General features: G+C 70.6%; 25 protein-coding genes. 10 read left to right on the top strand and 15 right to left on the bottom strand.

Going from position 1 to position 25,315, the window contains the following annotated elements:
* The first annotated feature begins 196 nt into the window (after positions 1–196).
* On the top strand, positions 197–1,465 hold the full coding sequence (locus BHU15_RS32470; protein WP_079128528.1) for an FUSC family protein: 1,269 nt from the start codon (positions 197–199) through the stop codon (positions 1,463–1,465).
* Here BHU15_RS32470 and BHU15_RS32465 read toward each other — a convergent pair.
* The gene (locus BHU15_RS32465; RefSeq protein ID WP_069630405.1) at positions 1,462–1,869 is read right to left on the bottom strand and encodes a MerR family transcriptional regulator; all 408 of its coding nucleotides are present in this window, start codon (positions 1,867–1,869) and stop codon (positions 1,462–1,464) included. The genes BHU15_RS32470 and BHU15_RS32465 overlap by 4 nt on opposite strands.
* A gap of 82 nt (positions 1,870–1,951) precedes the next feature.
* Here BHU15_RS32465 and BHU15_RS32460 point away from each other — a divergent pair, with 82 nt between their 5' ends.
* Positions 1,952–3,052, top strand: coding sequence for an alkene reductase (locus BHU15_RS32460; protein WP_069630404.1), 1,101 nt, complete (start codon positions 1,952–1,954; stop codon positions 3,050–3,052).
* Positions 3,053–3,082: 30 nt separating this feature from the next.
* Complete coding sequence (locus BHU15_RS32455; RefSeq protein WP_069630403.1) at positions 3,083–3,415, top strand: DUF6191 domain-containing protein; 333 nt, start codon at positions 3,083–3,085, stop codon at positions 3,413–3,415.
* Positions 3,416–3,440: 25 nt separating this feature from the next.
* On the opposite strand, the gene BHU15_RS32450 is transcribed toward BHU15_RS32455, so the two are convergent.
* Together BHU15_RS32450 and BHU15_RS32445 are read right to left on the bottom strand one after the other, a co-directional pair.
* A complete protein-coding gene (locus tag BHU15_RS32450; protein ID WP_069630402.1) occupies positions 3,441–4,658 on the bottom strand; it encodes a lactonase family protein in 1,218 nt (405 codons plus the stop codon).
* Positions 4,659–4,759: 101 nt separating this feature from the next.
* Positions 4,760–5,665, bottom strand: a complete 906-nt coding sequence (locus tag BHU15_RS32445; protein ID WP_069630401.1) for a hypothetical protein — start codon at positions 5,663–5,665, stop codon at positions 4,760–4,762.
* 473 nt (positions 5,666–6,138) lie between these two features.
* Here BHU15_RS32445 and BHU15_RS32440 point away from each other — a divergent pair, with 473 nt between their 5' ends.
* From BHU15_RS32440 to BHU15_RS32425, 4 genes are all read left to right on the top strand, one after another.
* Positions 6,139–7,221 (top strand): peptidoglycan recognition protein family protein, encoded by a 1,083-nt coding sequence (locus tag BHU15_RS32440; protein WP_069630400.1) that lies wholly within the window; start codon positions 6,139–6,141, stop codon positions 7,219–7,221.
* A 215-nt stretch (positions 7,222–7,436) separates the two neighbouring features.
* On the top strand, positions 7,437–8,165 hold the full coding sequence (locus tag BHU15_RS32435; RefSeq protein ID WP_069630399.1) for a hypothetical protein: 729 nt from the start codon (positions 7,437–7,439) through the stop codon (positions 8,163–8,165).
* Positions 8,162–8,842: a DUF4166 domain-containing protein gene (locus BHU15_RS32430; protein WP_069630398.1), complete on the top strand. Its 681-nt coding sequence runs from the start codon at positions 8,162–8,164 to the stop codon at positions 8,840–8,842. The genes BHU15_RS32435 and BHU15_RS32430 overlap by 4 nt, the downstream gene beginning before the upstream one ends.
* Positions 8,839–9,540, top strand: a complete 702-nt coding sequence (locus BHU15_RS32425) for a TetR/AcrR family transcriptional regulator (RefSeq protein ID WP_079128524.1) — start codon at positions 8,839–8,841, stop codon at positions 9,538–9,540. Before BHU15_RS32430 ends, BHU15_RS32425 begins: the two co-directional genes overlap by 4 nt.
* 49 nt (positions 9,541–9,589) lie before the next feature.
* Here the strand turns inward: BHU15_RS32425 and BHU15_RS32420 are convergent, their stop codons facing one another.
* The 4 genes from BHU15_RS32420 to BHU15_RS32405 form a co-directional block, all read right to left on the bottom strand.
* A complete protein-coding gene (locus tag BHU15_RS32420) occupies positions 9,590–10,303 on the bottom strand; it encodes a lasso peptide biosynthesis B2 protein (protein ID WP_069630397.1) in 714 nt (237 codons plus the stop codon).
* Between the two features lie 20 nt (positions 10,304–10,323).
* Entirely contained in the window at positions 10,324–12,012 is a 1,689-nt protein-coding gene (locus tag BHU15_RS32415) for an asparagine synthase-related protein (protein ID WP_069630396.1), read from the bottom strand.
* Between the two features lie 129 nt (positions 12,013–12,141).
* Complete coding sequence (locus BHU15_RS40950; RefSeq protein ID WP_069630395.1) at positions 12,142–12,327, bottom strand: lasso RiPP family leader peptide-containing protein; 186 nt, start codon at positions 12,325–12,327, stop codon at positions 12,142–12,144.
* Positions 12,328–12,642: 315 nt separating this feature from the next.
* Positions 12,643–13,854 carry an ROK family protein gene (locus BHU15_RS32405; RefSeq protein ID WP_069630394.1) on the bottom strand — a complete coding sequence of 404 codons (1,212 nt, stop codon included), beginning with the start codon at positions 13,852–13,854 and terminating at the stop codon, positions 12,643–12,645.
* Between the two features lie 294 nt (positions 13,855–14,148).
* Between BHU15_RS32405 and BHU15_RS32400 the strand changes: the two genes are divergently transcribed.
* Entirely contained in the window at positions 14,149–14,562 is a 414-nt protein-coding gene (locus BHU15_RS32400; protein WP_069630415.1) for a YciI family protein, read from the top strand.
* Here the strand turns inward: BHU15_RS32400 and BHU15_RS32395 are convergent.
* The 6 genes from BHU15_RS32395 to BHU15_RS32370 form a co-directional block, all read right to left on the bottom strand.
* Entirely contained in the window at positions 14,556–15,461 is a 906-nt protein-coding gene (locus tag BHU15_RS32395) for a carbohydrate ABC transporter permease (RefSeq protein ID WP_079128522.1), read from the bottom strand. The genes BHU15_RS32400 and BHU15_RS32395 overlap by 7 nt on opposite strands.
* Before the next feature lie 61 nt (positions 15,462–15,522).
* Positions 15,523–16,515 carry a carbohydrate ABC transporter permease gene (locus tag BHU15_RS32390; protein WP_069630414.1) on the bottom strand — a complete coding sequence of 331 codons (993 nt, stop codon included), beginning with the start codon at positions 16,513–16,515 and terminating at the stop codon, positions 15,523–15,525.
* A 27-nt stretch (positions 16,516–16,542) separates the two neighbouring features.
* The gene (locus BHU15_RS32385) at positions 16,543–17,856 is read right to left on the bottom strand and encodes an extracellular solute-binding protein (protein ID WP_069630392.1); all 1,314 of its coding nucleotides are present in this window, start codon (positions 17,854–17,856) and stop codon (positions 16,543–16,545) included.
* Positions 17,853–19,820 (bottom strand): glycoside hydrolase family 2 protein, encoded by a 1,968-nt coding sequence (locus BHU15_RS32380; RefSeq protein ID WP_107422971.1) that lies wholly within the window; start codon positions 19,818–19,820, stop codon positions 17,853–17,855. The genes BHU15_RS32385 and BHU15_RS32380 overlap by 4 nt, the downstream gene beginning before the upstream one ends.
* A gap of 199 nt (positions 19,821–20,019) precedes the next feature.
* Positions 20,020–21,519 carry an arabinosylfuranosidase ArfA gene (gene arfA, locus BHU15_RS32375; protein ID WP_069630391.1) on the bottom strand — a complete coding sequence of 500 codons (1,500 nt, stop codon included), beginning with the start codon at positions 21,517–21,519 and terminating at the stop codon, positions 20,020–20,022.
* 129 nt (positions 21,520–21,648) lie between these two features.
* Entirely contained in the window at positions 21,649–22,215 is a 567-nt protein-coding gene (locus BHU15_RS32370; protein WP_069630390.1) for an NADPH-dependent FMN reductase, read from the bottom strand.
* Positions 22,216–22,297: 82 nt separating this feature from the next.
* On the opposite strand from BHU15_RS32370, the gene BHU15_RS32365 reads away from it, so the two are divergent.
* Together BHU15_RS32365 and BHU15_RS32360 are read left to right on the top strand one after the other, a co-directional pair.
* Complete coding sequence (locus tag BHU15_RS32365; protein WP_069630389.1) at positions 22,298–22,807, top strand: MarR family winged helix-turn-helix transcriptional regulator; 510 nt, start codon at positions 22,298–22,300, stop codon at positions 22,805–22,807.
* Positions 22,808–22,931: 124 nt separating this feature from the next.
* The gene (locus tag BHU15_RS32360; RefSeq protein WP_079128521.1) at positions 22,932–23,846 is read left to right on the top strand and encodes an MHYT domain-containing protein; all 915 of its coding nucleotides are present in this window, start codon (positions 22,932–22,934) and stop codon (positions 23,844–23,846) included.
* 16 nt (positions 23,847–23,862) lie between these two features.
* On the opposite strand, the gene BHU15_RS32355 is transcribed toward BHU15_RS32360, so the two are convergent.
* On the bottom strand, positions 23,863–24,606 hold the full coding sequence (locus tag BHU15_RS32355; protein WP_069630388.1) for a PIG-L deacetylase family protein: 744 nt from the start codon (positions 24,604–24,606) through the stop codon (positions 23,863–23,865).
* Positions 24,603–25,313, bottom strand: coding sequence for a DUF1796 family putative cysteine peptidase (locus BHU15_RS32350; protein ID WP_069630387.1), 711 nt, complete (start codon positions 25,311–25,313; stop codon positions 24,603–24,605). The genes BHU15_RS32355 and BHU15_RS32350 overlap by 4 nt, the downstream gene beginning before the upstream one ends.
* Between the last annotated feature and the right edge of the window lie 2 nt (positions 25,314–25,315).

The following is a 25,315-nucleotide window of genomic DNA, read 5'->3' as shown; positions in this document are numbered from 1 at the left end:
CGCACCCCGCGTGGCAGCACCCGGTACGTCATCCCGCGGTGTGAGCGCTTGTAAGGCCCGAGCCGGCCGGCCGCCACTTCGCCGCCCGCCGAGCGGCGCGGACCGCCTGGTGTCCACCACCTGACACACGCCAACGGACGCCGCGCGCAGCGTGTCGTACGTGCCCCGCCCGCAGTCTGTGTGCAGGGTGCTGATCATGAGACTGCCGGGCGCGAACAAGGACGACAAAGGGGGCTCCGGAAAGGGGCCGTTGACCGAGCTGCTGGATCTGCGGCACGACGTGACCGTCACCCAGACGCTGCGCTCCACGGCGGCCGCGACGCTCGCCTACATCGTCGCGCTGTGGCTCAGCAGCGAACCCGCGCCCCTGACGGCGCCCCTCACCGCGCTGCTCGTGGTGCAGGTGACGCTCTACTCCACGATCACCACCAGCATCCGCCGCGTGAACGCCGTCGTCGCCGGCGTGCTGATCGCCATCGGATTCAGCGTCCTCGTCGGGCTCTCGTGGTGGAGCCTCGCGCTGATCATCCTGGCCTCACTCCTCGCGGGCCGGCTCGTCCGGGTCAACGAATTCGTTCCCGAGGTCGCGATCAGCGCCATGCTCGTCCTCGGCGTGACCCACGCGGCGGGCACCGCCTGGGACCGCGTCCTGGAGACGCTGATCGGCGCGGTGGTGGGGCTGCTGTTCAACGTGGTGTTCGTGCCGCCGGTCTGGGTCGGCGCCGCCGGGGAGTCCATCGAAGACCTCGCCCGGCGGATGCGCCGGCTGATGCGCGACGTCGGCGAGGAGCTGACCAGCCACACCCCCGTCGAACGCGCCGCCGCGCGACTGCGCGAGGCCCGGCGCCTCGACAACGGCATCGCCGACGTCGACGCCGCCCTGCGCCAGGCCGAGGACAGCCTGCGGCTCAATCCCCGCGTCAAGGAGGGCCTGCTGCACCGCGTGGTGCTCCGTACCGGCCTCGACACGCTGGAGATCTGCGCGGTGGTGCTGCGCGTCCTCACCCGTACGATCACGGACCTCGCGAAGGAGCGCCAGGACGAAGACCTCTTCGCGCCGGAGGTCGGGTCGGCCCTGGAGGAGCTCCTGTCGCAGGTCGCCGACGCGCTCGTCAGTTTCGCCGTGCTGGTCACCACGCAGACGAGCGAGGCCGCGGAGGCGGCGGAGGACCGCCTCGCCGGGGACCTGGGGGCAGCCGCCGCGACGCGCGAGAGGGCGGCGCACCTGCTGCTGGAAGGCGTACAGCGGCACCCACGGCAGTGGCAGCTCCACGGCGCGCTGCTGTCGGACATCGACAGACTGCTCGACGAACTCGACACCGACCACCGCTCCCAGCGCCTGATGGAGGAACTGGACCGCTCCACCCGTGAACAGCGCGAACGGCACCCACAACTCACCGCGTTCACCCAGTGGCTACGCGGGGTGAAACGCCCCACCCTGAAGCGACCCGGCAAGCGGCCCTAGCGCCGCGACGGAGCCGGCTCCACTGTCTCCACCCCCGCTTCCGCCGACGCCCCCGACGCCACCACGATGACGTCGTCAAGGATCTCCCGCGTACGCATCAACTCCGCGATCTGCTCGTCGATCCTCGCCCGCTGCCGCCTCAGATCCGCGACGAGCCACGGCGTCGCGGCCTCCGAGGGACCCCCGTCCTCGTCCCGCATGCACGGCAGCAGCTCCGCGATCTTCCCGCTGCACAGTCCGGCGGCGAACAGCTCCTGGATGCGGATCACCCGGTCGACGGCCCGCTCCGGATAGGTGCGATGGCCGGAGGGCGTACGCGTGGACACGAGCAGCCCCTGCTCCTCGTAGTAGCGCAGCGACCGTTCGCTGACGGCGGTACGTCGCGCCAGTTCGCCGATCTTCACGCTTCCTCCCGGGGTCCGCGCCGTCGCCGTGGCGGCGACGGGGATTGAACTTCACACCAGTGTGAGGTCTTACCGTCCCACCATGACGAAAACGACGCTTCTCGCCCCGTATTCCCTCGGCCCCCTCAGCCTCCCGAACCGCATGGTGATGGCCCCCATGACCCGCTACCGCGCCGCCGTCGACGGCACGCCCCTGCCCGTCGTCGCCGAGCACTACGCGCAGCGTGCCGGGGCCGGCCTGATCGTCACCGAAGGCATCTGGCCAAGCAGCCGGGGCCAGAGCGGCTGGCGGCTCCCCGGGCTGGAGACCGAGGCGCACGTCGAGGGCTGGCGGGCCGTGACCGAGGCCGTGCACGCCGCCGGCGGGCGGATCATGGCCCAGCTGATGCACGGCGGCCGGCACGGACACCCGCTGTCCCGGATCGACGGCGACGTGCCGAGCGGTGCGTCTTCGGTACTGGTGCCGGGCCCCGTCCACGTACGCGACGGCGGGAAGGCCGACCCGCTCCCGCCCCGCGAGATGACGCACGCCGACATCCGGCAGGCCGTCGCCGACCACGTCAAGGCGGCCCGGAACGCCATGGCGGCCGGGTTCGACGGAGTCGAACTGCACGGCGCCAACAGCTACTTGATCCATCAGTTCCTCGCCGACAACACCAATCTGCGCACCGACGCCTACGGCGGTACGACCGAAGGCCGCATCCGCCTCCCCGTCGAACTCGTCACGGCGGTCGCCGACGCGATCGGAGCCGGCCGCACCGCGCTCCGGCTCTCGCCGGGCAACCCGCAGTTCGGCATGGCCGAGGCCGACCCCGCCCCCGTCTACCGCGCGCTCCTCGACGCCGTCGACGGCCTCGGTCTGCTCTACCTCCACCTCACAGACAACGACACCTACCCGGCCCTCGCCGACCTGCGCCCCCGCTGGCACGGACCGCTCATCGCGAACATCGGCGAGAACCGCGACCCGACCACCCGCGAGGGCGGCGAGGCCGTGCTCGCCGACGGGCTCGCCGACCTCGTCTCGTACGGCAGGTCCTTCATCGCCAACCCGGACCTCCCCGCGCGCTTCGCCTCCGGCGCGCCCCTCGAAACCGTCGATGAACGGCACCTCTACACGCACGGTGCCGAGGGCTACACCGACTACCCGGCTCTTCGGCAGGAGCTCTGCTCCACAGGCACGTGACGCGGTGCGGGGTGCGGGGGATACTGACGTATGGGATTCGCCGTCTTCGTCACTCTGCCCGGTCTGGTCATTCTGCTGACCGCGCTGGCCTTCGTCGATCAACTGCTGCTGCGCGCCGGCCGGGCCGGTGTCCTGCCGTGGCGCAACTCCGTCCGCCAGGGCCAGGTCTCGACCACCGGATTCGAGATGCTGCACGCGAGCTTCTCGCCCGGCAAGCAGAGCGAGTTGAAGGAACGCCGGTCGGCGCTGCTGATGCGCGACGACGAGGAGGACGGCGCCCCGCCGAACCGGACCATGGTGGATCTGGACGGCGGCACCGCGGTCGTACGGATACCGAAGGACCGGCCGGACCGCCCGCACTGACCCGGCCGGCCCGGCGGCACACGTCTCAGAGCGGCAGTACGCAGACGGCGACCGGAGACGCGAACGGCTCGCCCGCCGGGACGAGTTGGCCGCTGCCCTGGTCGACCCGGAAGACGGACACGGCGTTCGACCGCTGATTCGCCGCGAAGAGCAGCGCCCCGTCGGGGGACAGGGCGAGCTGCCTCGGGTAGTCACCGCCGACCGGCACCGTGTCCAGCAGTCGCAGACCCGCCCCGTCGTCCTCCACCGCGAAACGGGACAGGCTGTTGTGCCCCCGGTTGGCGAGGAAGACGAATGCCCCGTCCGCCGTGATCACCGGCTGGGACGGGAAGCTGCTGCCCGCGCCCCCGGCGCCGGTGGGCTGCGGTTCGCCGGGAGTCAGGGCGCCGCTGCCGGGGTCGTACCCGCAGACGGCGATCGTGTTGTTCAACTCGTTGGCCAGATAGGCGAATCGGCCCGAGGGGTGGAAGACCAGATGCCGTGGCCCGGCACCCGCCGGAAGCGTCGCGTACGAGACCCGGGTGAGCGTGCCCGCAGTCTCGTCGAGGCGGTAGCTGTAGACGCTGTCGGTACCGAGGTCCACGGCGAGCACATGACCGCCGTCCGGGCTGGTGACGACCTGGTGCGCGTGCGGGCCGTTCTGGCCGGGCCCCGGAGCAGGTTGGTCATGGGCGACCAGATCGGTGCGCTCGCCCAGCGCGCCCGACGCCTCGATGGGGTGGACGGCGACATCGCCGGAGCCGTAGTTCGCGCTCAACAGCCAACGCCCGCCGGGGTGTACGGACAGATGGCAGGGCGACGACCCACCCGTGCCGCGCGTGCCCAGGACCGTGTGATCACCGTCCGCGCCGAGCGCGATCGCGGTGACGCCGCCGTCCTGGCGCTCGTTGACCGCGTACAGGGTGCTGCCGTCGGGGTGTACGGCGAGGTAGGAAGGGTCGCCGACGCCTTGGAGAGTCCCAGCGCCGGTGATGCGGCCCGTGGCCGTGTCGTACGAGCCGAGCCCGATACCCGGACCGCCGCCGGAGGTGTACGTACCGATGAACAGGGGCCTCGTGGCGCGCGGTTGACGGGAGCGCCTCACGCTCCCCGCAGCCGTCGCGTTCGCCTGAGCCGTGGCGGGTACCGAGACCGCCGCGACGGCGGCTGCCAGTATGCCGACGACCTGACGACGGCTCGGCCCGCCGGCCGCCGCCTCTGCCGTCCGTGCCTCTGACGCTGTTTCCGTGTGATCGCTTCTCATGCCGGGCACCTCGGATGACTCGTGGGGGGAGTGCTTGCCGGTGTTGTGGCAGACACCCTGTCGCCATCCCGCCCCCGACGGCAAGAGCCCCTCCGGCGGCGTCAGTCGCGCAGCGCGACGGCGTCCCCCATCACGATCACGGGGCGCTTCGCCGGGTCCAGCAGCCGCAGAAGCTCCACCATCCGCTCCTTCGCCAGTGAGACACACGCCTGGGTGGGCCCCTTGTGATCGACATGGACCCAGACACCGCCGCCCTTGCCGAGGCCGAGCGGGCGGCTCTTGTCCAGCGGAGTCGTGCCCGGCGTCCGGTTGTAGTCGATGGCCACGACATAGTCGAAGGAGCCTTCCAGCGGCTCACCCAGGAAGCCGGTGCCCGGGGACTCGAAGTCCTCGCTCTCGTCGTACGGAAGCCGCGCCCCGGGATCGGGAAGCCGGCCCCCGGCGTCGCCGAGTGTGAAGACACCGATCGGCGAACGCAGGTCGTCGGCGTGGTGGTCGTAGGTCCAGCCGCGCAGCGCGTTGTGCGCGGGCCAGCGGTCGGTGACGGGCCGCCAGCCCGTGTCCGCGTCGCGCTCGTACAGCACGACGCCCGAGCGGGAGGACTTCCGCCCCTCGCCGCTGACGACGAGCGCCTGGCGGGTGGCGACGGGGATACGGGCGCGGGTGGCCGGGCCGAGGCCGGGGAGTTCGTGGACCATCGCCGCCTCCACCGGCGTTCCGGCGAGACCGCGTGCCGCCTCGTTCGGCGAGCCCTGGCGCCGCTCGGCGGTCCCCGCCGCATGCTCCCCAGCCGCGTGCTTCCCCTCCGCCGACTTGCTCTCCGTGGCCGCGCTCTCCGCGCTCCGGCTCGGCGGCGGCCCGGTCCGCGCCGCCCGGCTCTCCACCACCGGCCCTGCGCTCGGAGGGGGCGCCTGCTCAGCACATCCGGTCAGGAGCAGACACGTACAGAGCGAGGCGAGGGCCAGGGCGCCCCTGGCGAGAGGGAGAGCGCGGGGGAGGAGGAGCATGTCAAGCCTTTCGTGGGCGTTGGCAGACGGTCCGTCCTCGTCCGCCGCGTGTCTCTGCGCCATGAAACGCGATCATCGTGTGATCCGACCGCCCCGCGATGCGCGATCAGAGCCGGACCCGGAGATTTCCCCCGTTCTGCCTAAGGCGCCGTCAGATGCCGGAAAGGGGCCGCGCCTTCAGGCGGCCTACAGCATTCGATCCCCGTCATTGGTCCGAGCAAAGGCAACCGGAGGCGATTCGTCGCCCTGCGGGTGATTCGCGAACACGCGCGGTTTCAGTCGGCCGAAAGAGTGTCAAATAGCTTGTCCGACAGGGTTGTCGAGGACATGGCGGGATTGCTTGTCTTGATGCGTCGTGGACAGTCGACGCGCGTCAACTCCGCCTCACAGCACGGGCGTACGACTGTTGCGCGACGTGCCCGTTGTCGTTGAACCCGGGAGAGCTTCCCCCCCCACTTCCCAAGGAGATCGACATGGTTACCCAGCCTGGACCCGGCCGTCGCACCGTGCTGCGGGGTGGTCTGACCGCCACGGCGGCCGGCGCGTTCGCGCTCGCCGCGAACGGCCCTGCCGCCGCCGCCCCGGCGCGTGACAGCCGCCGCCTGCTCGCCGTGCCCGAACCGCGGATCTACAGCACGTCCGAATGGGGCGCGCGGCCCCCGAACGGACAGATCGTCGTGCTCGACCGGGTGCCGACCTACATCGTCGTCCACCACACCGCCGAGCCCGGCAACAGCGAGGACTACTCGCTGGCGCACGCGATGGCGATCTGCCGGTCGATCCAGAACTACCACATGGACGGCCAGGGTTGGAGCGACTCCGGCCAGCAGTTCACCAACTCGCGCGGCGGCTTCGTCCTCGAAGGCAGGCACCAGAGTCTCGATGTCGTACGCGGTGGTACGCGGCACGTGCAGGGCGCGAACGTCGGTGGCCGCAACAGCGAAGTCATCGGCATCGAGAACGAGGGCCTCTACACCCAGGTCGACGTACCGGCCGCGCTCTGGGACTCCCTCGTCCAGCTCGTCGCGTGGATCGCCTCGCGGTACGGCCGGCCGGTCGCCGACATCATGGGCCACCGCGACTTCAACTCCACCGAATGCCCGGGCGACGTGCTCTACGGCAGACTCCAGGAGCTGCGCGACGCGGTCGCCGGCGCACTGGGCGTCGCGCCCGCCGCCCGGCCCTCCGTCTGGCCGCTGCTGCGGCCGGGAGCGGCAGGTCCTCAGGTGCGTGCCGCGCAGTACCTCCTGCGCGCCCGAGGCTTCTCGGACGTCCCGGTCGACGGGGTCTTCGGCGCGGACACCAAGCGCGCGGTCGCGAAGCTGGCCGACGTGCACAACATCGACAAGCACACCTGCGCGGCCACGCTCCGCGCCGGCACGGACGAGACCGGCTACCTCGGCTCCGACATCTGGCCGCTGATCACCCCGAAGGTCAGGGCGAGTGAGAACGCCGACGTCGAGAGGGCCGTGACCACCCTGCACCGGGCGGGCGCCGACCGGTCCCACTCGGCCGGCGTACTCGACGCGACGCGGTGGAAGCGCCTGCTGGCCTGACGCCCACCGCCGGACCGCACCGTCCGGCGCCACGGCTGTGCCCTTCGGCGGCAGAAATCACTTCCTGCCGCCGAAGTCGTTCCTGTGGTCCTTGTCGTCCCTGTCGTCAACCCTCACCTCTTCTTGAGCGACCGCTCAAAGTACTGCTACCTTCAGTTGAGCGGTCGCTCAAGTGTGATCGCCCAACAGCGCTGGGCCGACGATCGGGGGACGGAATGGGCCTGTACGTCGAGACAAGCATCCGTACGGAGATGGACACGCTCTGGCAGCGGACCCAGGACCCGGCGCAGCACCAACGATGGGATCTGCGCTTCTCGGAGATCGACTACCTGCCCCGCCCACCCGGTGAGCCGCAGCGCTTCCGCTACGCGGTCCGGATACTGCCCTTCCTCACCGTCTCCGGCACCGGCATCAGCGCGGGGGACAGCGGCGGGGCCGACGGGCGGCGCGTCTCCGTACTGAGGTTCGCCTCGGCGCACCCGCTGTCCCTCCTCGCGGAAGGCAGCGGGTACTGGCGCTACGTGCCCACCCCCGACGGCATCCGCTTCCTCACCGGCTACGACTACCGGCCGCGCTGGGGCCGCTTCGGCGCCGTCGCCGACCGCCGGGTGTTCCGGCCCCTGATGGGGTGGGCGACGGCCTGGTCCTTCGACCGGCTGCGACTCTGGTGCGAGCACGGCGTCAGCCCGGCGCGATCCCTCGCGCACGGGGTGGCCGAGGTGGCTGTCCGACTGCTCGCCACGGCCTGTGTGCTGGCGCTGACCGCCCTGCTCGCACTGCCCGCCGTCGCGGCGCTCCCACCGGCCGTCCTGCTGTTCCTCGTACCCCCGCTGCCCCGCACCCCGGCCGCCCGGCGCTGTCTGCGTAAGCCGCCGGAACGCCAGGCCACCTCCGTACGTACACAGGCGGCCCCCGCACTTCTCGCCACACTGGAGCGCCCGTGACCTCGATCTTCCGCCTCGCCATGGGCGACGACTTCGACCGCCTCCACCCGCAGCTGAGACGGCGTTTCTCCGTCGGACTCGACAGCGGCGAGGCATGCCTGGGGCGCGGCGTGATGGACCGCATCTGGCACGGCCGCCCCTTCGTGAAGCCGTTCCTCGCGCTCGGCGGCAGCCGCAACATACTCGTCCCACGCACCGGCCGCCGGGTCCCGTTCACCATCGAGAACGTCCCCTACACCGACGCCTACGGCCGCGAGACCGTCACCTTCGTCCGGACCTTCGCCCTGGCCGACGGACCGCGCCGGTTCGACGCCACCATGATCCACAGCCCCGAGCGCGACTGCGTCCTCGACTACCTCGGCACGCACCAGCACCTCGCCAGCGATCTGCACCCGACCGCCGAACCCGACGGCTCCCTGCTGATCCGCTCGGGCCACCACCGCTTCCGCGAGGGGCCGGTGGACGTCCGCGTACCGGAACTCATCGGCGGCGACGCAGAGGTACGGGAGTCCTACGACGACGCGACCGGCCGCTTCCGTATCCGCGTACGCGTGACCAACCGCCGCTTCGGCCCCCTCTTCGGGTACGAGGGCTCGTTCACCGCCACGTACGTGCCCCTGCGCTCCTACGGGCTACGCGCCGGGCTGCGTCCGGTACGGGAAGAGGCCCGCGCATGAACGCCGACGCGACCCCCGCACCCGCACTCACACCCGAGCCCGCACCCTCGCCGACCTCCGGCACCAAGCGCGGCGACACCAGGACGAAACTGCTGGAGGGCGCCCTGCGCACGCTCACCGAACAGGGCATCGCCCGCACCTCGGCCCGCACCATCGCCACCGCCGCCGGGGTCAACCAGGCCTTGGTCTTCTACCACTTCGGCTCCGTCGACGAACTCCTCGGCGCAGCCTGCCACCACGGCGCCGAACAGCGCGTCTCCCGCTACCGCGACCGGCTCGCCGCAGTCACGTCCCTCGGCGAACTCCTCGCATTCGGCCGGGAGATGCACGCCGAGGAACGGGCGGCCGGCCAGGTCGCCGTCCTCGGCCAGATGCTCGCCGGAGCGCAGACTCAGCCCCGCCTCGCCGACGCGGCCCGACGCGGCCTCCAACTGTGGATCGACGAGATCGAACAGGTCCTGGCCCGTGTGCTGACCGGCAGCCCGATCGCCGATCTCACCGACACCCCGGGCCTGGCACGCGCGGTCGCCGCGTCCTTCGTCGGCCTTGAGCTGTACGAGGGTGTCGACCAGGAAGGCGCGGGCCACGCCCTCGACGCCCTGGAGCAACTGGCCGTGCTCGCCTCGGTGCTGGACGAACTGGGACCGCTGGCCCAGCGTGCGGTACGACGCCGGCTGCGTCACACGGGCCGCAACTGACCCGAATCGGCGCCCGCCCCCGCACAGCCCACGGTCGATGCCGCGGCCTTCATACAGTCAAGACCTTGCGGAAACCGCTCAGTTCACCCTCGGACGGCGAGGTCACCGGGCGGCCCCCCGCCTCGATCCACGCGTGGAACCGGTACGGGTCGTCGGCGCTGCCCAGACACCATTGCGCGCCGAGCCCCGCCAGTGCCAGCCGTACGGTGGCGGCCAACGACAGCTCCAGACAGGCCACACGCCCCGGATAGCGCCGCGAGACCCGCCGCACCGCCGCCAGGGCCTGCTCCGCCTGGGCGTGCGTGGCGGGGCGCGGGCACCGTGAGGTGAGGGCCGCCACCACGCGTACGGTGACGCCGAAAGGCAGTCGCAGCAGACACAGCGCGACGACGAGCGCGGCCGTCGCCCCGGACCGGTTGCGTCGAGGAGCGGCCGAGAACCCGCGCCCCGCCCGTCTCACGGGGCGCGGGCACCGCTCGGACCCGTCGGACGACGGCTCCGCGCTCACAAGTCCGCGCCGGAGCAGCGTCTCGGCCAACTGCCCGGCGTCGGTACGTACCCGCTCACCGAGCGCCGGCGGAAACCGGGCCGCCACGGTGCGTACACCGGTGTCGAAGTCCCCGCTCTCGCGCCACTCGGACCACAGTGCGCGCGCCGTGCCGTTCATCGCGTACCACTGTCCGGTGCGGGCGTCGAGAAGCACCGTCCCGCCGTGCGGTCCGCTGCTCTCGTGCACGTGCTCAGGGATGTGGAAGGCAGCCATGGGCCGTTCTCTCCTCGACGTCAGTGCCATGTGGTGTTCCTGAGCCAGATCTCCGCCGCCAGCAACCGGTTCAGCGCGGGAAACGGAACCCGCAGCCCCATCACCGCCCGATCGAGGGCGGCCACGACGGCGGACGGTTCGACGACGCCCAGTTCGGCCAGCCGCGAGTCGACCAGCAGCCCTCGCAGCTCGCGGGCGCACGCGCGGGCGCCCCGGTAGTCCTCGTCGCCGTAGTCGCCCTTCGTCCGCCGGGCCAGGACGGGCGCCGGCACCAGATCCGCGAGCGCCGCGCCGAGCAGCGGCTTGAAGGCGGGCGGCGCGGCGCGCAGATGGGCGGGCAGCGCGGCGCACGCGCGAATGACATCCGAATCGAGGAAGGGCGCCTGCGGCCACACCCCGAACGGCCGCGCCATCTCCGATAGTTGCCGCTGTACGGCTCCCGACGTACGTACGTTGTCCAGCGCCGTGAGATCACCCGCCCGCCAGCCTGCCGTGCGCCCGGCGCTCCCGGCGGCCTCGCGTGCGAGCCCGGCCAGGTCCGTGCTCGCCGCGCGCGTCAGCCATCCGGTCTCGGAGCCGGGCTCGGGCCACCAGGCGATGGCGTCGAGCCAGCCGACGTCGCCCGTGCCCGCCCGTCCCGGACCACCCGTCGCGTGGCGCTCGAAGCCGTCCGCCAGCCGCCGCAAGGCGGTCGCGAGGGGCGTACGGGCCAGGCCGACCGCCCGCGCCGCGACGGCGGACGGTGCCTCCTGTCGCGCGCGGGCCAACACCCTGCTCTCTTTGGCCAGTTGGCGCAGCCGCTCGGGCCGGGCGAGCGCGGCGAGATAGCCGGGCGGCGCGACGAGCAGTGCGTCCCCGCCCTCACCCCCCAGATGTACTCCCGAACCCAGACGTGCCACCTGGTCCAGCCTCAGCCGGCTGCGCGCCAGTGCGACCACGGCGGGGTCGGGTTCATCGCTGTCGTGGCCGGCACCGCCCGAGCGGTCGCCCAGGCCCTGGTAGGTCAGGGTCTCGCGGGTGCCGGTCACCACCTCCATCCGCAGCCGCGGGTCGAGCCGCGCGAAACGCTCGGCGTGGACGAGGTCGTCACACGCCGACGCGGCGCCCCGGTACGTCGTCACCGGCAGCGTGCCAGGTCGGTGACGGAGCGTCAGGAAGGCGAGGGAGGTGGAGTCCAGACCGCCGCTGAGGTCGGCACTCACCCGCTCCTTGCCCGCGACGCGCAACCGGACCGCCGTCTCCAGCGCGTCACGCAGAGCTTCGGCGCTCCGCGCCAAGGACGCCCCCGGGTCGGTCTCCAGCGGTTCATGCACCCAGCGTTCAACCTTGCCCCGCACGGTACGTCGCAGCGCCTGCCCGCCGCCCACCTTGCTGACGCCGGCGACGACGGACCGTTCGCCGGTCAGCGAGGGAGCCCCCGGGCAGAAGATCCCCGCGGCGAGGACCGCCGTGTCGGGCCGTCGTCGCGCGCCCGCCGCGTCCGCCACCGAGACGGGCCGGGTGCCGAACACCAGGCGGGCGCCGGTGTCCCGGAAGAACAGCGGGTACTGACCCGCCGCGTCCACGTAGGCGGTCAGCTCCTCGTGACGGATCACCAGACAGAGGTAGCTCCCCGGCAGCCGGGTCAGTTCGTCCGGCCCGCCCGACGCGAGTGCCCGCAGGGCCGTGCGCCGTAATCGGTCGTCGTCACTCAGACACTGACCGAGCACGACGACGGTCCCCTCCGGACCGTCGACCCTGCGTAACTCGCCCTCCCGCCAAGGCCCTTGAACCCGCACGACCTCACCGGAACTCGCCGGGGGAAAGACACCGAGCAGCCCATTCCGCACGGGCCGTTCCTACCAGTAGTACTGGGAATTGGCATCGGCCGTACCGCTGGTGGAACTCCCCAGCGTCACGTCCCGCACAGAACCGAGACCGACGACCACCGGGGGTTCGTAGAACATGTCGTCGACGTCGTCCAGGACCACGGCCTCGGCTGATCCGCCGAGCGGGTACTCGTGCCCTCTGTGCGACGTCGTCATGTGATCCACCTCGGGTCTACGTCGGAAAGTACGTCAGGAAATCGTGCCGAATACATGCCGGCGGATATCCCGGCCGGACAGGCAGCGCAGCCGTACGTTACTCGATCTCATCCACACGATGACATCTCTTCAGGGTAGCTGACCCGTATTGATTTTTCGAACAGATGAAGGTGCCCCCGAGCCCGGCGAGGAATTGATTTCAGGAAGTTGAGGGAATCCGGTCGATGAATTGTGGGCGGCGAATCGCGCACGGCGGGCCCGAGCGGTCAATTCGAAACCCCGGCGGCCCAGGACGGGCCGCCGGAGTTCACCCCGTCACCCGGCGACGGCCTGCGCCTCGCCGTCCCGGTCGTAGGACCGCAGCCCCAGCACCAGCGCTCCGTGCGCCTCGGTCAGCTGCCCCAGTGAACTCTTGCGCAGCACGGCGTCCGCGGTACCGCGCAGGGAGTACCGGACAAGGGACTCCTTGCAGGGGCCGAGCACGAGATCGCTCGCCGCCTCCAGCCGGCCGCCGAGCACGATGAGGTTCGGGTTCAGCATGTTGCAGACCACCGCCAGCGCCTCGCCGAGCCGGCGCCCCGCGTCCTCCAGGACACGGACACAGACCGCGTCCTCCCCGTGGGCCCGGTCGATCACCGACCGCAGGGAGTCCGGTACGTCGAGGGAACTGCCGGACAGCGCCTCCCGTACCTGCCGCACGATCGAGTCCGCGCCGATGACGGTCTCCAGACAGCCCCGCCCGCCGCACCGGCAGAGGGCGCCGCGCGGTTCCATGACGGAGTGGCCGATCTCGCCCGCCATCCCGCGGTGCCCGCGGACCAGGCTGTTGCCGATGATCAGCCCGGCGCCCACGCCGGTGGAGACCTTCACATAGACCACGGTCTCCATGCCGTCGTCCGTGGCGAACGTCTGCTCGGCCAGGGCTCCGAGGTTGGCGTCGTTGTCCAGCACCACCGTGGTCAGGCCCAGCGTCCGCCGGAGTTGCTTCGCGAGGTCGTCCCTCCGGTTCCAGGGCGGCAGTACGGGGCTGGTGAACCGGCCCGTCCGGGGATCGATCATGCGCGGCACGGCCACCCCGAGGGAGATGATGTCGGGCTGCTGCCCGCCGCCGGCCCGGCGGACCGCCGCGTCCACCTGCTGCCGGATCTCCGGCAGCAGCCGGTCGAGCCCGCTGTTGGCGCCGATGTTGGAGTACTCGCCGGGATGGCGGTCGGCGAATCCCTGGTCGAGACGGCGGGCGACGACCCGCGTGTGGTTGAAACCGATGTGCACCCCCACCGCGACGGACGAGGTCGGGCACAGCCGTACGAGCGCGCCCCGGCCCCCGTTGTCGCTCTTCTCGATCAGGAGCGTGCCGTCCGCGGCCATGTCGCGCACGATCGCCGACACCGTGCCGCCGGAGAGCGACGTCCGCCGGCTCAGACCCGCCTGGGTGTCCGCCTTGATCATTACGGCGAGCAGCACGCGTTTCCGGTTGATCTGTTTGACTCCGCCGGCCGGGCCGAGCTGTTCACGTAAATCGATCATTTCCTCCCCATTCCCGGCGAGGACGATTTCATCGTGTCGTCCGGGACTCGCAGATTAACACGGTGATCTTCAAATTGAACGCGACCGCTCTTCAAAAGAAAGTATGGAGTGCGTGGTTCGGCCGGGAGGTCTCTGCGGCTGATGTGAAAGCTGTTCCGTATGAGACTTCTGATCGTTCCGCATCTGACGGCGAATGATCGAAAGATGATCGAGGAACGGCGCCGGAGCCGCCTCCCGCGAAAGCGTACGCGGCTCCGCCACACTGGGCGCGCGTTCGAGACAGAGGAGTTCCCCGTGCCGAAGTTCCTGCTCATGGTGAATCACGACGGCGGCGTCCTCGACGAGCCCATGGACCAGTGGGAGCCCGTCGACATCGCCGCCCACTTCGACTACTACGCGGCCCTCGGCAGGGAGCTGGCCGACAGCGGCGAGCTGAGCCGGTTCACCGCGCTCGCCGACCCCCAACTGGCCAAGATCGTACGGGCGGACGGCACCGACGCGCCGCCCCTGGTGACCGTCGGGCCGTTTCCGGAGACCGCGCACTTCCTGGCCGGCTTCCACGTCCTCGACGTCGCCTCCGAGGCCCGAGCTCTGGAGATCGCCGCCCGGATCTCCGCCGCCCCCGGCCCCGGCGGGGCGCCGACCCAACGGCCCGTCGAGGTACGGCAGGTGATGACCGACCACCGGGGCGACAACACCCCTTACTGACCTCCCAGCCCCGTCGTCGCCACGGACTTGACGATCTGCCGCTGGAAGAGCATGAAGACCACCAGCAGCGGAACCGCCGCGAGCACCGACGCCGCCGACGCCTGCGCGTTCTGCAGACCGTAGGAGTCCTTGACGCTCGACAGGCCCACCGGCAGCGTCATCAGCGTCGGGTCACTGGTGATGATGAACGGCCACAGGAAGTTGTTCCAGGTGGTGATGAAGACGAAGATCGACACGGCGGCGAGGATCGGCCGCGACAGCGGCAGTATGACGCTGACGAATATCCGCACGCTCCCCGCGCCGTCGATCCGCGCGGCCTCCTCCAACTCGCGGGGGACCGCGTCGAAGAACTTCTTCAGGATGAAGACCATGATTGGTGCCACCACCTGCGGCAGTATCACCGCCGCGTAGGTGTCCACCAGGTTCATCACCAGCATCTGCCGGAACAGCGGGACGATCAGGATCTGCGGCGGCACCATGATCGAGGCGACCGTGACCGCCAGGAGCGCCCGCCGGCCACGGAACAGCCCCCGGGAGAGCGCGTACGCCGCCATCGCGGACACGACGACCGTCAGCACGGTCACCGCCACGCCGATCAGCAGGCTGTTCAGCGCCCACACGGGCAGGTTCCCCTGCGCGAAGATCTCCCGGTACGCAGCCAGCGTGAAGCCGCCCGCCGGAATCCAGTCGCCGCCCGCCGCACTCGCGTCGACCTCCGACTTGAAGGAGGTGTTCACACCCCAGGCCAGCGGCACCAGCCAGACACCGGCCATCAGGATCAGCGCCAGCACGGACAGTACGCGGGGGAGAAGGCCCGCACCCAGCATCGGATGCCAACCGCGCCCGCCGCCCCCGCTTCCGCCTCCGCCACGGCGTCTGCGCGCCACCTCCCTCGGCATGGTGCTGCGGCGCGGTCCGGGCGCCTGAGATATGCGTGATGCGTCGGTGGTCACGGCCGGATCAGTCCTCCCTGCGCGAGAAGAGCCCCAGCTGGGCGAGGGACAGGACGAGGACGATCGCGAAGAAGACGTAACTCACCGCGGAGGCGTAGCCCAGCCGGTAGTTGGTGAAGCCGGTGTCGTAGATGTACTCGAGGATCGGCCGGGTCGACCCGGCGGGCCCGCCCTTGGTGAGCAGATAGATCTGGTCGAACACCTTCAAGGAGGCCAGCACTTGCAGGACCGCGATCAGCCCGGTCGTACGGCGCAACTGCGGCAGCGTGATCGACCACAGCCTGCGCCACGCACCGGCCCCGTCGAGCGCCGCCGCCTCGTAGAGATGGTCCGGGACGGACTGGAGGGCAGCCAGATACAGCAGGAAGTTGAAGCCCACCGTCCACCACAGCGTGAGAATCGCGACGGACCACATCGCGTACCTCTCCTCCACCAGCCAGCCGATCCCGTCGATACCGACGGCCTTCAGCACGGTGTTGAACATTCCCGACTCGGGCTGGTACAGCAGATTCCACACCTGCGTGACGACGGCCACCGGCAGCAGGTACGGGGCGAAGAAGGACAGTCTCCACATCCACTGGCCGGGCAGCCCGGTGTGTACGAGCAGTGCCATGACCAGGGCGAAGAACACCAGCGGCACCGACGAGAGCACCGTGAACCAGGCGGTGTTGCCCAGGCTCTGCCAGACCTCGCTGTCGGTGAACGCCTCGGTGTAGTTGCCCAGTCCGGCGAAGTCCGTGTCGCCGTGGCCGGTGAGACTGGAGTCGGTGAAGCTCATCCACAGTCCGAAGCCGATGGGCACGACCAGGAAGAGGACGAAGAAGACCAGGAACGGCGCGACGAACGGCCACCCGGCGACCCCCGAGGAACCACGTCCACGTCGTGGGCGCTCCGCGGAGGCCCGGCTGTCATCGACCGCGTCCGGACCGGTGTCGGTCCCGTTCCCGATCCCCGGTTCCGTGCCGGGGTCTGGGCCCGTACCGGTGGGCGGGCTGCTCATCGCCATCGTTCTTCCTCCTCCTCGCGATCAGGCCGGATTCGGCTTGGACAGAAGGGTGTTGATCTCCGACTCCATCGTCCGTACGGCGCTCCGCGCGGACGCCGCCCCGGTCAGGGTCGGCTGAAGGGCCTGGCACATCCGGTTCTGGAAGTCGGAGCCGGAGCCGGTGAACCAGGCCTGCGGATCGAGCACCGGATGATCGGCCGCCGCCGCGTAGTCGGCCTGCGGCCGCAGCCCCGCGTACTCCTTCGACTCCACCACCGGCAGGTACGCCGGGATGTGCCCGGCCTCCGCCCACGCCAGGCTCGACTTGAGCAGCTCGGCGACGAACTGATGCGTACGGCGCCGCCGTCGCGGATCGGCGTCGGCCCGGTGGGGCAGCACCAGCGAATGGCTGTCGGACGCCCCGCCCGGCCGGTCGAAGAAGGTGGGGAAGGGAGCGGCGCCGAGGGTGTCCTTCTTGGCCGTACGGAAGGTGTTCAGCTCCCACTCGCCCGCGAAGATCAGCGGGGACTGCCCGTTGGCGAACGTGGCGATCGCCGTGGTGAGGTCCATCGTCCGGCAGTCGGGCCGCACGATGTCCGCCATGAACTCGACGATCTCCACGGCCTTCTCGCGGTCGATCTCCAGCCGTCGGCCCGACAGGTCGAACGTGGCGCCGGTCTGGTTGAACAGGGTCCAGAACATGCGCCAGCCCATGCCCGCGTCGCTGGTATGCCCGAACACCGGGCCGAGCTTGCCCGGATGGTCCGCGCGCAGTTTCCCCGCGAGTTCGAGATAGTGCGCGGGCGACTCGAAGGGAACCGGCTGCCCGTCGCTCTTCAGGAGCCCGGATTCGTCCATCATGTCCCGGTCGAAGTAGATGATGAACGGGTGCGTGTCGAGAGGGATCGCGTAGGGCTCGCCCTCGTACAGACAGCGCTTGAACACCGACTCGTTGAGATCCTCACGGCGCACCCCGAACTCGGCCAGCAGATCCATGTCGAAGGGATCGAGCAGCCCGCCGGGGGCGTAGCCGGGCAGCCGCGTCAGATGCAGGATCGCGAGGTCCGGCGAGCGCCCGCCGGCGGAGGCCATGGCGAGCTTGGTGTAGTACGGCGCTCCCCACTCCAGGACCGTGCTCCGGACCTTCAGCCCCGGCGTACGGCGCTCGATGTCGCGGGTGATGTCCTTCATCAGCGCCCCGTCGGGCCCCTGGAACAGATTCCAGAACTGCACCTCGTCGGCGTCCGAGACGCTGCCGGTGACCGAGCCGCAGGCGCCGAGCGCGGGAGCGAGGACGGCGGCCCCGGCCCCGTACAGCGACCCTTTCAGCAGCCGCCGCCGGGAGAGCCCGTTCACCGCTCGTCCCCGTTGTCCCCGCCGTCGCCGACCGCCGCCGCCTCCGCTCCCGCCGGGCCCTCGAACGCCGCGCGGCGCTCCTGTGCCAGGCGGAGCCGCCCGACATCGAGCTTCGGCGTACGGTCGAAGCGGTAGACACCGTTCTGCTCCTGGAACACGTCGGTGAGCTGCGTGTAGCAGTAGCCGAACATGTGCGGATCGTCCAGCAGTACGCCCGTCAGCCCGGCGAAGCGCCGCTGGAACTCCTCCTCCGTACGCGGGCGTTGGCCGTAGCCCCACGAGACGCTGCGATCGGCGTCGTCCACCCCCGCGTCCCCGTCCGGGCCGTCGCGATGGGCCGCCGCCTCCTCCGGATTCCACCAGATGCCGCCGAACTCGCTGCAGAAGTACGGCTGTCCGCGATACGGCAGCGACCACACGGCATCGGTGTCCCGCTCGTCCGGATTGACGAACGGCGCGTCCTTGTCCAGGCCCGCCATCTGCGCGCGGAAGAGCGCCGGGTCCTGCTCGTAGCTGTGCGAGTCGTACACGTCGGTCTCGGCGACGCGGTGGGAGTACCCGGACGCGTCGATGACGGGCCGCGAACGGTCGGCGGCCTTCGTCGCGAGGAACATCGACCGGGTGACGTCGTCCAGGACGCTCTGCCGGTCGTGGAGCTTCTGATGGGTCTCGTTGAGCGGGCACCAGCCGACGATCGAGGGATGGGAGTAGTCCCGCTCCAGGGCCTCCAGCCACTGCGCGGTGTACCCGGCGGTCGGCCGCTGGTTGTCCCGGGTGGTGGTGCCGCTCGCACAGCCCCAGTCGCCGAACTCGCCCCAGACGAGATAGCCCAGCCGGTCGGCGTGGTGCAGGAACCGCTCCTCGAAGACCTTCTGGTGGAGCCGGGCACCGTTGAAGCCCGCGGCGAGCGAGAGCTCGATGTCACGGACCAGCGCGGCGTCGTCCGGCGCGGTCATCAGCCCGTCCGGGTACCAGCCCTGGTCGAGCACGAGCCGCTGGAAGACCGGCCGCCCGTTGAGCAGCAGCCGTTTGCCGTCGATGGCCACCGACCGCAGCCCCGCCGTGCAGACGGCGGAGTCGGTCACCTGCCCGGCCGCGTCCACCAGCTCGATCAGCGCCGAGTAGAGATGCGGGTCCGACGGGCTCCACGGCCTGAGCCGGCCGGCGGGGACCGTCAGCACCATGCGCGGCGCGAGGTCGAGGTCGGCGCGGACCTCGGCGCGTACGACGGCGTCGCCGTCCGCGTCGCGCAGCACGGCCCGTACGCGATGCCCGGGACGGTTCGCGGAGAGCGGCAGGTCGAGATGGAACGCGCCCGAGCCGAGGTCCGGCGTGATGCGGGGCCGTTCCAGCCGGACGTCGGCGACCGGCTCCATCCACACCGTCTGCCAGATCCCGGTCACCCGCGTGTAGTGGCAGGCGGAGTTGGCGTACTCCACGGACTGCTTGCCGCGTGCCTGCGGACCGTGCGGATTGTCCCTGGCCCGTACGACGACGACCACCTCGCCGTCCGCGCCCGGACCCGCCGCCGAACTCCCCGCGACATCCCCGAGATCCACGGTGAAGGACGTGAACCCGCCGCTGTGCCTGGCCACTTCACGTCCGTCGGCCCACACGGTCGCGTCATGGTCGACCGCGCCGAAGTGCAGGAGCACCCGCCGGCCCGCCCAGTGCGCCGGCACACGCACCGTACGCCGGTACCAGACGGCGGGATGGAAGTCGGGATCCCCGATGCCCGACAGCTCGGACTCGGGGCAGAAGGGCACCAGGATCCGGCCGTCGAACTCCTGGTGGACCAGGCCGCGTTCCAGACCGCTGTCGCCGGGGTCGAAGGCGAACTGCCACGTGCCGTTGAGATTCCGCCACTCCTCACGCACGAAGCTCGGGCGCGGATATTCGGGCCGTGGGACGGTGTTCGACTGGTCGGACAGGGAGTCGGGCGGGCCGGCGGGGGGCAGTGACATGGCGTCTCCGGTCAGGGAAGAGGCACGTAGGCGCTTGGGTACGAAGGCGCACGGGCGCGCGGGGCACTTGAGCACTCGGGCACGGGACGGACAGCGGGGAGGCTGGGCGGACGCGTGCGGCCGGACATCGATTACATCGATGTAAAAGGCCCGGTGTAAATACCTCGCACAGAGGTTTCTCGACATCGGGCCCCCGCGATCAGGCCAGCCGGATCATGTTCCAGGACAGCGGTGCGAGCGTGGTACGCAGCCGGTCGCCCGACAGTACGGTGCCCAACTGGGCCTGAGGCGCGACCCGTTCGGGGTCGGCGAGGGTATTGCGGGCGTCGGGATCGGCGTCATGGAGCGCACTGTGTTCGACGACCTCGCGCACGCCGGTCCCGTGCAGAGAGACCTGCAGCGGCAGCGGCTCGGCCGTACTCCGGTTCACGGCGAAGACCGTGACCGACCCGTCGTCCCCCCGCACGGCGGTGGCGTGCAGCAGATCGGTCTCCCCGTACTTCCGCGTCGCATACGTGGGCGAGTCCGGCGCCACCTGGAGCACCCGGCCCCGGCCGTACCGCGACGCCTGCTGGAAGGGGAAGTACGTGGTCTGCCGCCAGGCCGCGCCGCCCGGCTCCGTCATGATCGGCGCGATGACATTGACCAGTTGGGCGAGACAGGCGACTCTCACGCGGTCGGCGTGCCGAAGCAGCGCGATCAGCAGCGAACCGAACACGACCGCGTCGGTGACGGAGTACGCGTCCTCCAGCAGCCGGGGCGCCTCGTCCCAGGTGTCGCCGGCCGGGGGCTCGTAGCGTGACTGGTACCAGACGTTCCACTCGTCGAAGGAGAGCGTCACGCGCTTGCCGGACTTGAGGCGGGCGCCCACATGGTCGCAGGTGGCGACCACGTTCTCGATGAAGGACTCCATGTCGACGGCGGAGGCGAGGAACGAGTCCCGGTCGCCCTCCGTCTCCTCGTAGTAGGCGTGCAGCGAGATGTGGTCGACCAGGTCGTACGTCTCCAGCAGCACCTCCGCCTCCCACGCGGCGAACGTCGCCATGGACTGGTTCGAACTGCCGCACACGACGAGCTCGACGGACGGGTCCAGCTGGCGCATGGCACGCGCGGTCTCGGCGGCGAGCCGCCCGTACTCCCGTGCCGTCTTGTGCCCGGTCTGCCACGGGCCGTCCAGCTCGTTCCCGAGGCACCAGAGCCTGATCCCGTACGGCTCCTTCGCGCCGTGCGACCGGCGCAGCTCGGACAGGGCGGTGCCGCCTGGGTGGTTGGCGTACTCCTGGAGATCGAGCGCCTCCCGCACCCCGCGCGTACCGAGGTTGAGCGCCATCATCGGCTCCGCGCCGGCCTTGCCGGCGAAATCCATGAACTCGGCGAGGCCGAACCGGTTGGTCTCGGTCGAGTGCCAGGCGAGGTCGAGCCGGCGGGGCCGCTCGTCGACGGGGCCGACGGAGTCCTCCCACCGGTGGCCGGAGACGAAGTTGCCGCCGGGATAGCGGATCACGCTGACGCCCAACTCCCTTACGAGAGCGAGCACATCACCCCGCAGGCCCGCGGCGTCGGCGGACGGGTGGCCCGGCTCGTACACCCCCGTGTAGACGCAGCGGCCGAGGTGCTCCACGAAGGAGCCGAAGAGGCGGGCGTCGACCTCGCCGACGCTGAAGGCGGGGTCGAGGGTGAAGTGGGCGGTAGAGGCCATGCGTTCCTCACCTTTGTTCGATATGTCGGACGCCGGTCGCGATCCCGGACATGAACAAGGGGAACGTAGGACGCGCCAAGGACCGAGTCAACGGCCCCCGCCAACGGCCGGGTCCCGCGTCGTGCTCGGTCAGGCGTCGGTACGGACCGTCCGCAGCGCCTTCGTCCAGCTCACGAGCTGGTCGAGCGTGGTTTCCAGGGCCCCCTGCTGGTGCGCGCCGGGCGTGAACTTGGTGTAGTTCTCGAAGTCCCCGTTGAGCGTGAGGGCGACCTGGGCCCGTACGGTCGCCACCTGGAGCTCGGACATGATCAGACGCAGGTGCTCTACGGCCCGGGTGCCGCCGACGCTGCCGTAGCTGATGAAGCCGGCGGCCTTGTTGTTCCACTCGCCGTACAGGAAGTCGATGGCGTTCTTCAGGGCGCCCGACGTCGAGTGGTTGTACTCGGGAGTCACGAAGAGATAGCCGTCGAAGGAGGCGATCTTCTCCGCCCACGCCACGGTGTGGTCGTGCGCGTACTGCCCCATCGTCGCCGGAATCGCCTCGTCCAGATGCGGCAGCTTGAACTCGGCGATGTCGACCAGTTCGAACTCCGCGTCGGTGCGCCGGGAGGCGATCTCCTGGGCCCACTTGGCCACGGCCTCGCCGTTACGGCCGGGGCGGGTGCTGCCAAGAATGATCGCGATCTTCACCGTCATGAACCTGCTCCTGGCTTGAGATGTCAACTGACGCAATCCTGCCCGCGCTTGAAGTCTCAAGTCAAGCCGCTACGATCGTCGCATGACAGACGAGACCACCCCGGGCGACGACACGCCGTGGCTCTCCGCGACGGAGCTGGAGTCGTGGGTGCCGTTGAGCGGGATGCTCCTCGGTCTCGTCAGCGCGCTCGACGCCCAGCTCCAGAGCGACGCCAAGGTGAGCTTCTTCGGCTATCTGGTGCTGGCGGGCCTGTCCGAGGCACCCGGACGTACGCTGCCCATGAGCGACCTGTCGGTCCTGGCGCACGGCTCCCTCTCGCGCCTCTCCCACGCCGTGTCCACGCTGGAGAAGCGCGGCTGGGTCCGCCGCAGCCCCTCCCCGGGGAACGGCCGCGTCACGGTCGCGACCCTCACCGACGCCGGATACGACAAACTCGTCGCCACCGCGCCCGGCCATGTCGAGGCGGTCCGCCGGCTCGTACTCGACCCGATCGACGCGGACCAACTGCGCGCGCTCGGCCAGATCTCGACGGTCATCCGCGACTCGATGGGCTCGCCCTGCGCGTGGCCGCCCCGCCCCGCCGCCGGGTGACTATCAGCCGCTACAGGGTATTTGCGCACCGGAGTTCCTGCATATTGGGGCACGAGGCTTGTCATCCGGCCATCTGAGCGCCTACACATCATCTCCACAGATGTGAGGGACAGGGGCACTGCGCATGCAAGGCACGGTTGACGGATTCAGTTATGGGGTCTTCACGCCGATCGCGGCTTTCGTGATGGCCTGTCTGGGCAGCGCGCTGGGACTGCGCTGCGTCACCCGCTCACTCCGGGCGGCGCAGTCCTTCAAACCCGGTTGGCTGTCGCTCGGAGCGGCCTCCATCGGCTGCGGCATCTGGACGATGCACTTCATCGCCATGATGGGCTTTCAGGTACGCGAGACGCCGATCGGCCACGACGTCCCGCTCACCGTCGCCAGCCTGGCCGTGGCGGTCCTCGTGGTCGGCGCCGGAGTGTTCATCGTGGGCTACCTGGGCAGCGCCCCGGCCGTCCTGATCACCGCCGGAGTCATCACCGGTCTCGGCGTCGCGGCGATGCACTATCTGGGCATGGCCGGCCTGAGCCTGGAGGGCCAACTCCACTACGACAGCGCGATCGTGACGATCTCCGTGGTGATCGCCGTCGTCGCCGCGACCGCGGCGTTGTGGGCGGCGGTCTCCGTACGCGGCTTCTTCCCCAGCCTCCTCGCGAGCCTCATCATGGGCGTGGCCGTGACCGCGATGCACTACACGGGGATGGCCGCGGTCAGCGTGCATCTCGCCGGCGGGGCGCCCCGCACGGGGGCCTCCGGCGACGCGCTGCCCTCGATCATGTTCCCGATGCTGCTGGGGCCGGTCGTCTTTCTCGTGCTGGCCGGCGTGATCGTCATGTTCGACCCGCTCCTGATCCTCGGGGACGGCGAGTGGAACGAAACCTCCGCCAGGAAGCGCGAGACGAACCGGCCGGAGCTGACCGAGGCGCCGGGCGCCTCGCGTACGATGCCCGTTCCGCCGACCTGGACGGGCGGGGCCGGCACGGCGAACCGTGACACCGGCACCCCGCCGCCCGAGCCCCCGCGATCCGTCCGCTGGTGACCGTCCGTCAATTCCGTCAGACGCTCCCGGCCAGCGGCTCCATCGACCAGACTCGCTCGGCACGCAGCGGCCCGGTACGCGCCAGCACCATGCCGTGATCGGCGGCCAGCGGGGCGAGTTGCGAGCCGTAGCACTGCACCGCCTCCCGCTTCAGGGCCCACTGTTCGTCCGTCAGCATCAGATGGTGGGCGAGACGCAGCTCATGACGGCTCGTCAGATCCTGGTAGGCGAGCCCGTACGGATGGCTGCGGCCGAGCGCGTCGTCGGTCTCGGGGGAGCCCCACTCGTCAAGATGGCCGGTGTAGGGGAGGTCCGCGTAGACGAGCGGCAGCGGGCGGCCGAGCTTCTCGGTCACCGCCAGCGCGCGGTCCCGGACCTTCTGGTGGTCCTTCTGGTTGGTGGCCACGGGGATCAACAGCGTGGTCTCCGGGGACAGTTCGGCCAGACAGGAGTCGATGTCCGTCAGTTCCGTCCGCTCGCCGTAGGGGCCGTCGGGATGGCCCAGGGCGACGCTGCGGACCCCCAGGAGCGCGCAGGCCCGCTCGTCCTCCGTACGGCGGGCGCGATGGGCCTCCCGCGCGGTGGAGAACCCGCAGACGCTGTCCCACCAGGAGACGGGGTTGTGCGGCCCGGGCTCACCGCCGTACACCGTCACGACCGTCACGGGGCCGGGGAGTTGGGGGATGAGCCCCGCGAGTGAGAGCACCGCGTCGTCGAAGTGCGGCGAGAGGATGACGGTGCCGGGCGGTGGGGGAGTCATGCAGGGGTCTCCTCGGTCATCGGATGGGTCGCGGCGGATCGGGCGGCATCGGTACGCCGCGGCGCCATCGGTACGGCGCTGAACACCTCGTCCCACTGGGCGTCGTCACCCTCCCAGCGGCCGGCGGCCTCCGCCACCGTCCCCCAGGCGATTCCCGGCGCGAGGTCCGCGGCGTCGGCGGGCGGCGTACGGCGCAGCCACAGCAGCGAGAACCGCTGCCCGGGGTGCGCGGTCGCGATCGTGTGGCGCAGCCGGGCCAGGTCCCTGGCGGCGCACTCGTCGAAGGCGTCGTGGTGGACGTACAGCACATGGGCCGAGGACGCCGCGAGGGCGCGCCAGCGTTCCGCGAGGGCCATGAACTTGGCCCGGACGCCGTCGAGTTGGCGATCGATGTCGTCCTGGGTGAGCAGGCGTCCCTCGCCCGGCGCGAAGTCGTGGAAGAAGCGGATGTCCGAGCCCCGGTCGAGTGCGCAGAGCCCGTCGCTGAACGGCTCCACCCGCCCCGGACGCAGTACGTGGGCGAAGTCCTCGGTGATGGTCTCGACCACCGCGTCGAAGTCGAGGTCGAGCCAGTCGAAGAAGTGCGCCGACTCGTTCCCGGTGATGCGGCGGAGCTGATAGGTCGTCTCGCAGTGGTAGCCGAGCCCCACGCAGACGTCGTACGGGTCGTTCGCGTCGGACCAGGCGGCCGGATTCAGGTGCGTCATGG

Origin of the sequence: Streptomyces niveus (assembly GCF_001723055.1) — a bacterium.
In the GTDB taxonomy this organism is placed as follows: domain Bacteria; phylum Actinomycetota; class Actinomycetes; order Streptomycetales; family Streptomycetaceae; genus Streptomyces; species Streptomyces niveus.
This window is presented reverse-complemented; position numbering and strand designations above follow the sequence as displayed.

Excerpts from the sequence above, each read along its gene's own strand:
- BHU15_RS32470 (WP_079128528.1), top strand. The coding sequence starts at position 197 with ATGAGACTGCCGGGCGCGAACAAGGACGACAAAGGGGGCTCCGGAAAG.
- BHU15_RS32460 (WP_069630404.1), top strand. The coding sequence starts at position 1,952 with ATGACGAAAACGACGCTTCTCGCCCCGTATTCCCTCGGCCCCCTCAGC.
- BHU15_RS32455 (WP_069630403.1), top strand. The coding sequence starts at position 3,083 with ATGGGATTCGCCGTCTTCGTCACTCTGCCCGGTCTGGTCATTCTGCTG.
- BHU15_RS32450 (WP_069630402.1), bottom strand. The coding sequence starts at position 4,658 with ATGAGAAGCGATCACACGGAAACAGCGTCAGAGGCACGGACGGCAGAG.
- BHU15_RS32445 (WP_069630401.1), bottom strand. The coding sequence starts at position 5,665 with ATGCTCCTCCTCCCCCGCGCTCTCCCTCTCGCCAGGGGCGCCCTGGCC.
- BHU15_RS32440 (WP_069630400.1), top strand. The coding sequence starts at position 6,139 with ATGGTTACCCAGCCTGGACCCGGCCGTCGCACCGTGCTGCGGGGTGGT.
- BHU15_RS32435 (WP_069630399.1), top strand. The coding sequence starts at position 7,437 with ATGGGCCTGTACGTCGAGACAAGCATCCGTACGGAGATGGACACGCTC.
- BHU15_RS32425 (WP_079128524.1), top strand. The coding sequence starts at position 8,839 with ATGAACGCCGACGCGACCCCCGCACCCGCACTCACACCCGAGCCCGCA.
- BHU15_RS32420 (WP_069630397.1), bottom strand. The coding sequence starts at position 10,303 with ATGGCTGCCTTCCACATCCCTGAGCACGTGCACGAGAGCAGCGGACCG.
- BHU15_RS40950 (WP_069630395.1), bottom strand. The coding sequence starts at position 12,327 with ATGACGACGTCGCACAGAGGGCACGAGTACCCGCTCGGCGGATCAGCC.
- BHU15_RS32405 (WP_069630394.1), bottom strand. The coding sequence starts at position 13,854 with ATGATCGATTTACGTGAACAGCTCGGCCCGGCCGGCGGAGTCAAACAG.
- BHU15_RS32395 (WP_079128522.1), bottom strand. The coding sequence starts at position 15,461 with ATGCCGAGGGAGGTGGCGCGCAGACGCCGTGGCGGAGGCGGAAGCGGG.
- BHU15_RS32390 (WP_069630414.1), bottom strand. The coding sequence starts at position 16,515 with ATGAGCAGCCCGCCCACCGGTACGGGCCCAGACCCCGGCACGGAACCG.
- BHU15_RS32380 (WP_107422971.1), bottom strand. The coding sequence starts at position 19,820 with ATGTCACTGCCCCCCGCCGGCCCGCCCGACTCCCTGTCCGACCAGTCG.
- arfA (WP_069630391.1), bottom strand. The coding sequence starts at position 21,519 with ATGGCCTCTACCGCCCACTTCACCCTCGACCCCGCCTTCAGCGTCGGC.
- BHU15_RS32370 (WP_069630390.1), bottom strand. The coding sequence starts at position 22,215 with ATGACGGTGAAGATCGCGATCATTCTTGGCAGCACCCGCCCCGGCCGT.
- BHU15_RS32365 (WP_069630389.1), top strand. The coding sequence starts at position 22,298 with ATGACAGACGAGACCACCCCGGGCGACGACACGCCGTGGCTCTCCGCG.
- BHU15_RS32360 (WP_079128521.1), top strand. The coding sequence starts at position 22,932 with ATGCAAGGCACGGTTGACGGATTCAGTTATGGGGTCTTCACGCCGATC.
- BHU15_RS32355 (WP_069630388.1), bottom strand. The coding sequence starts at position 24,606 with ATGACTCCCCCACCGCCCGGCACCGTCATCCTCTCGCCGCACTTCGAC.
- BHU15_RS32350 (WP_069630387.1), bottom strand. The coding sequence starts at position 25,313 with ATGACGCACCTGAATCCGGCCGCCTGGTCCGACGCGAACGACCCGTAC.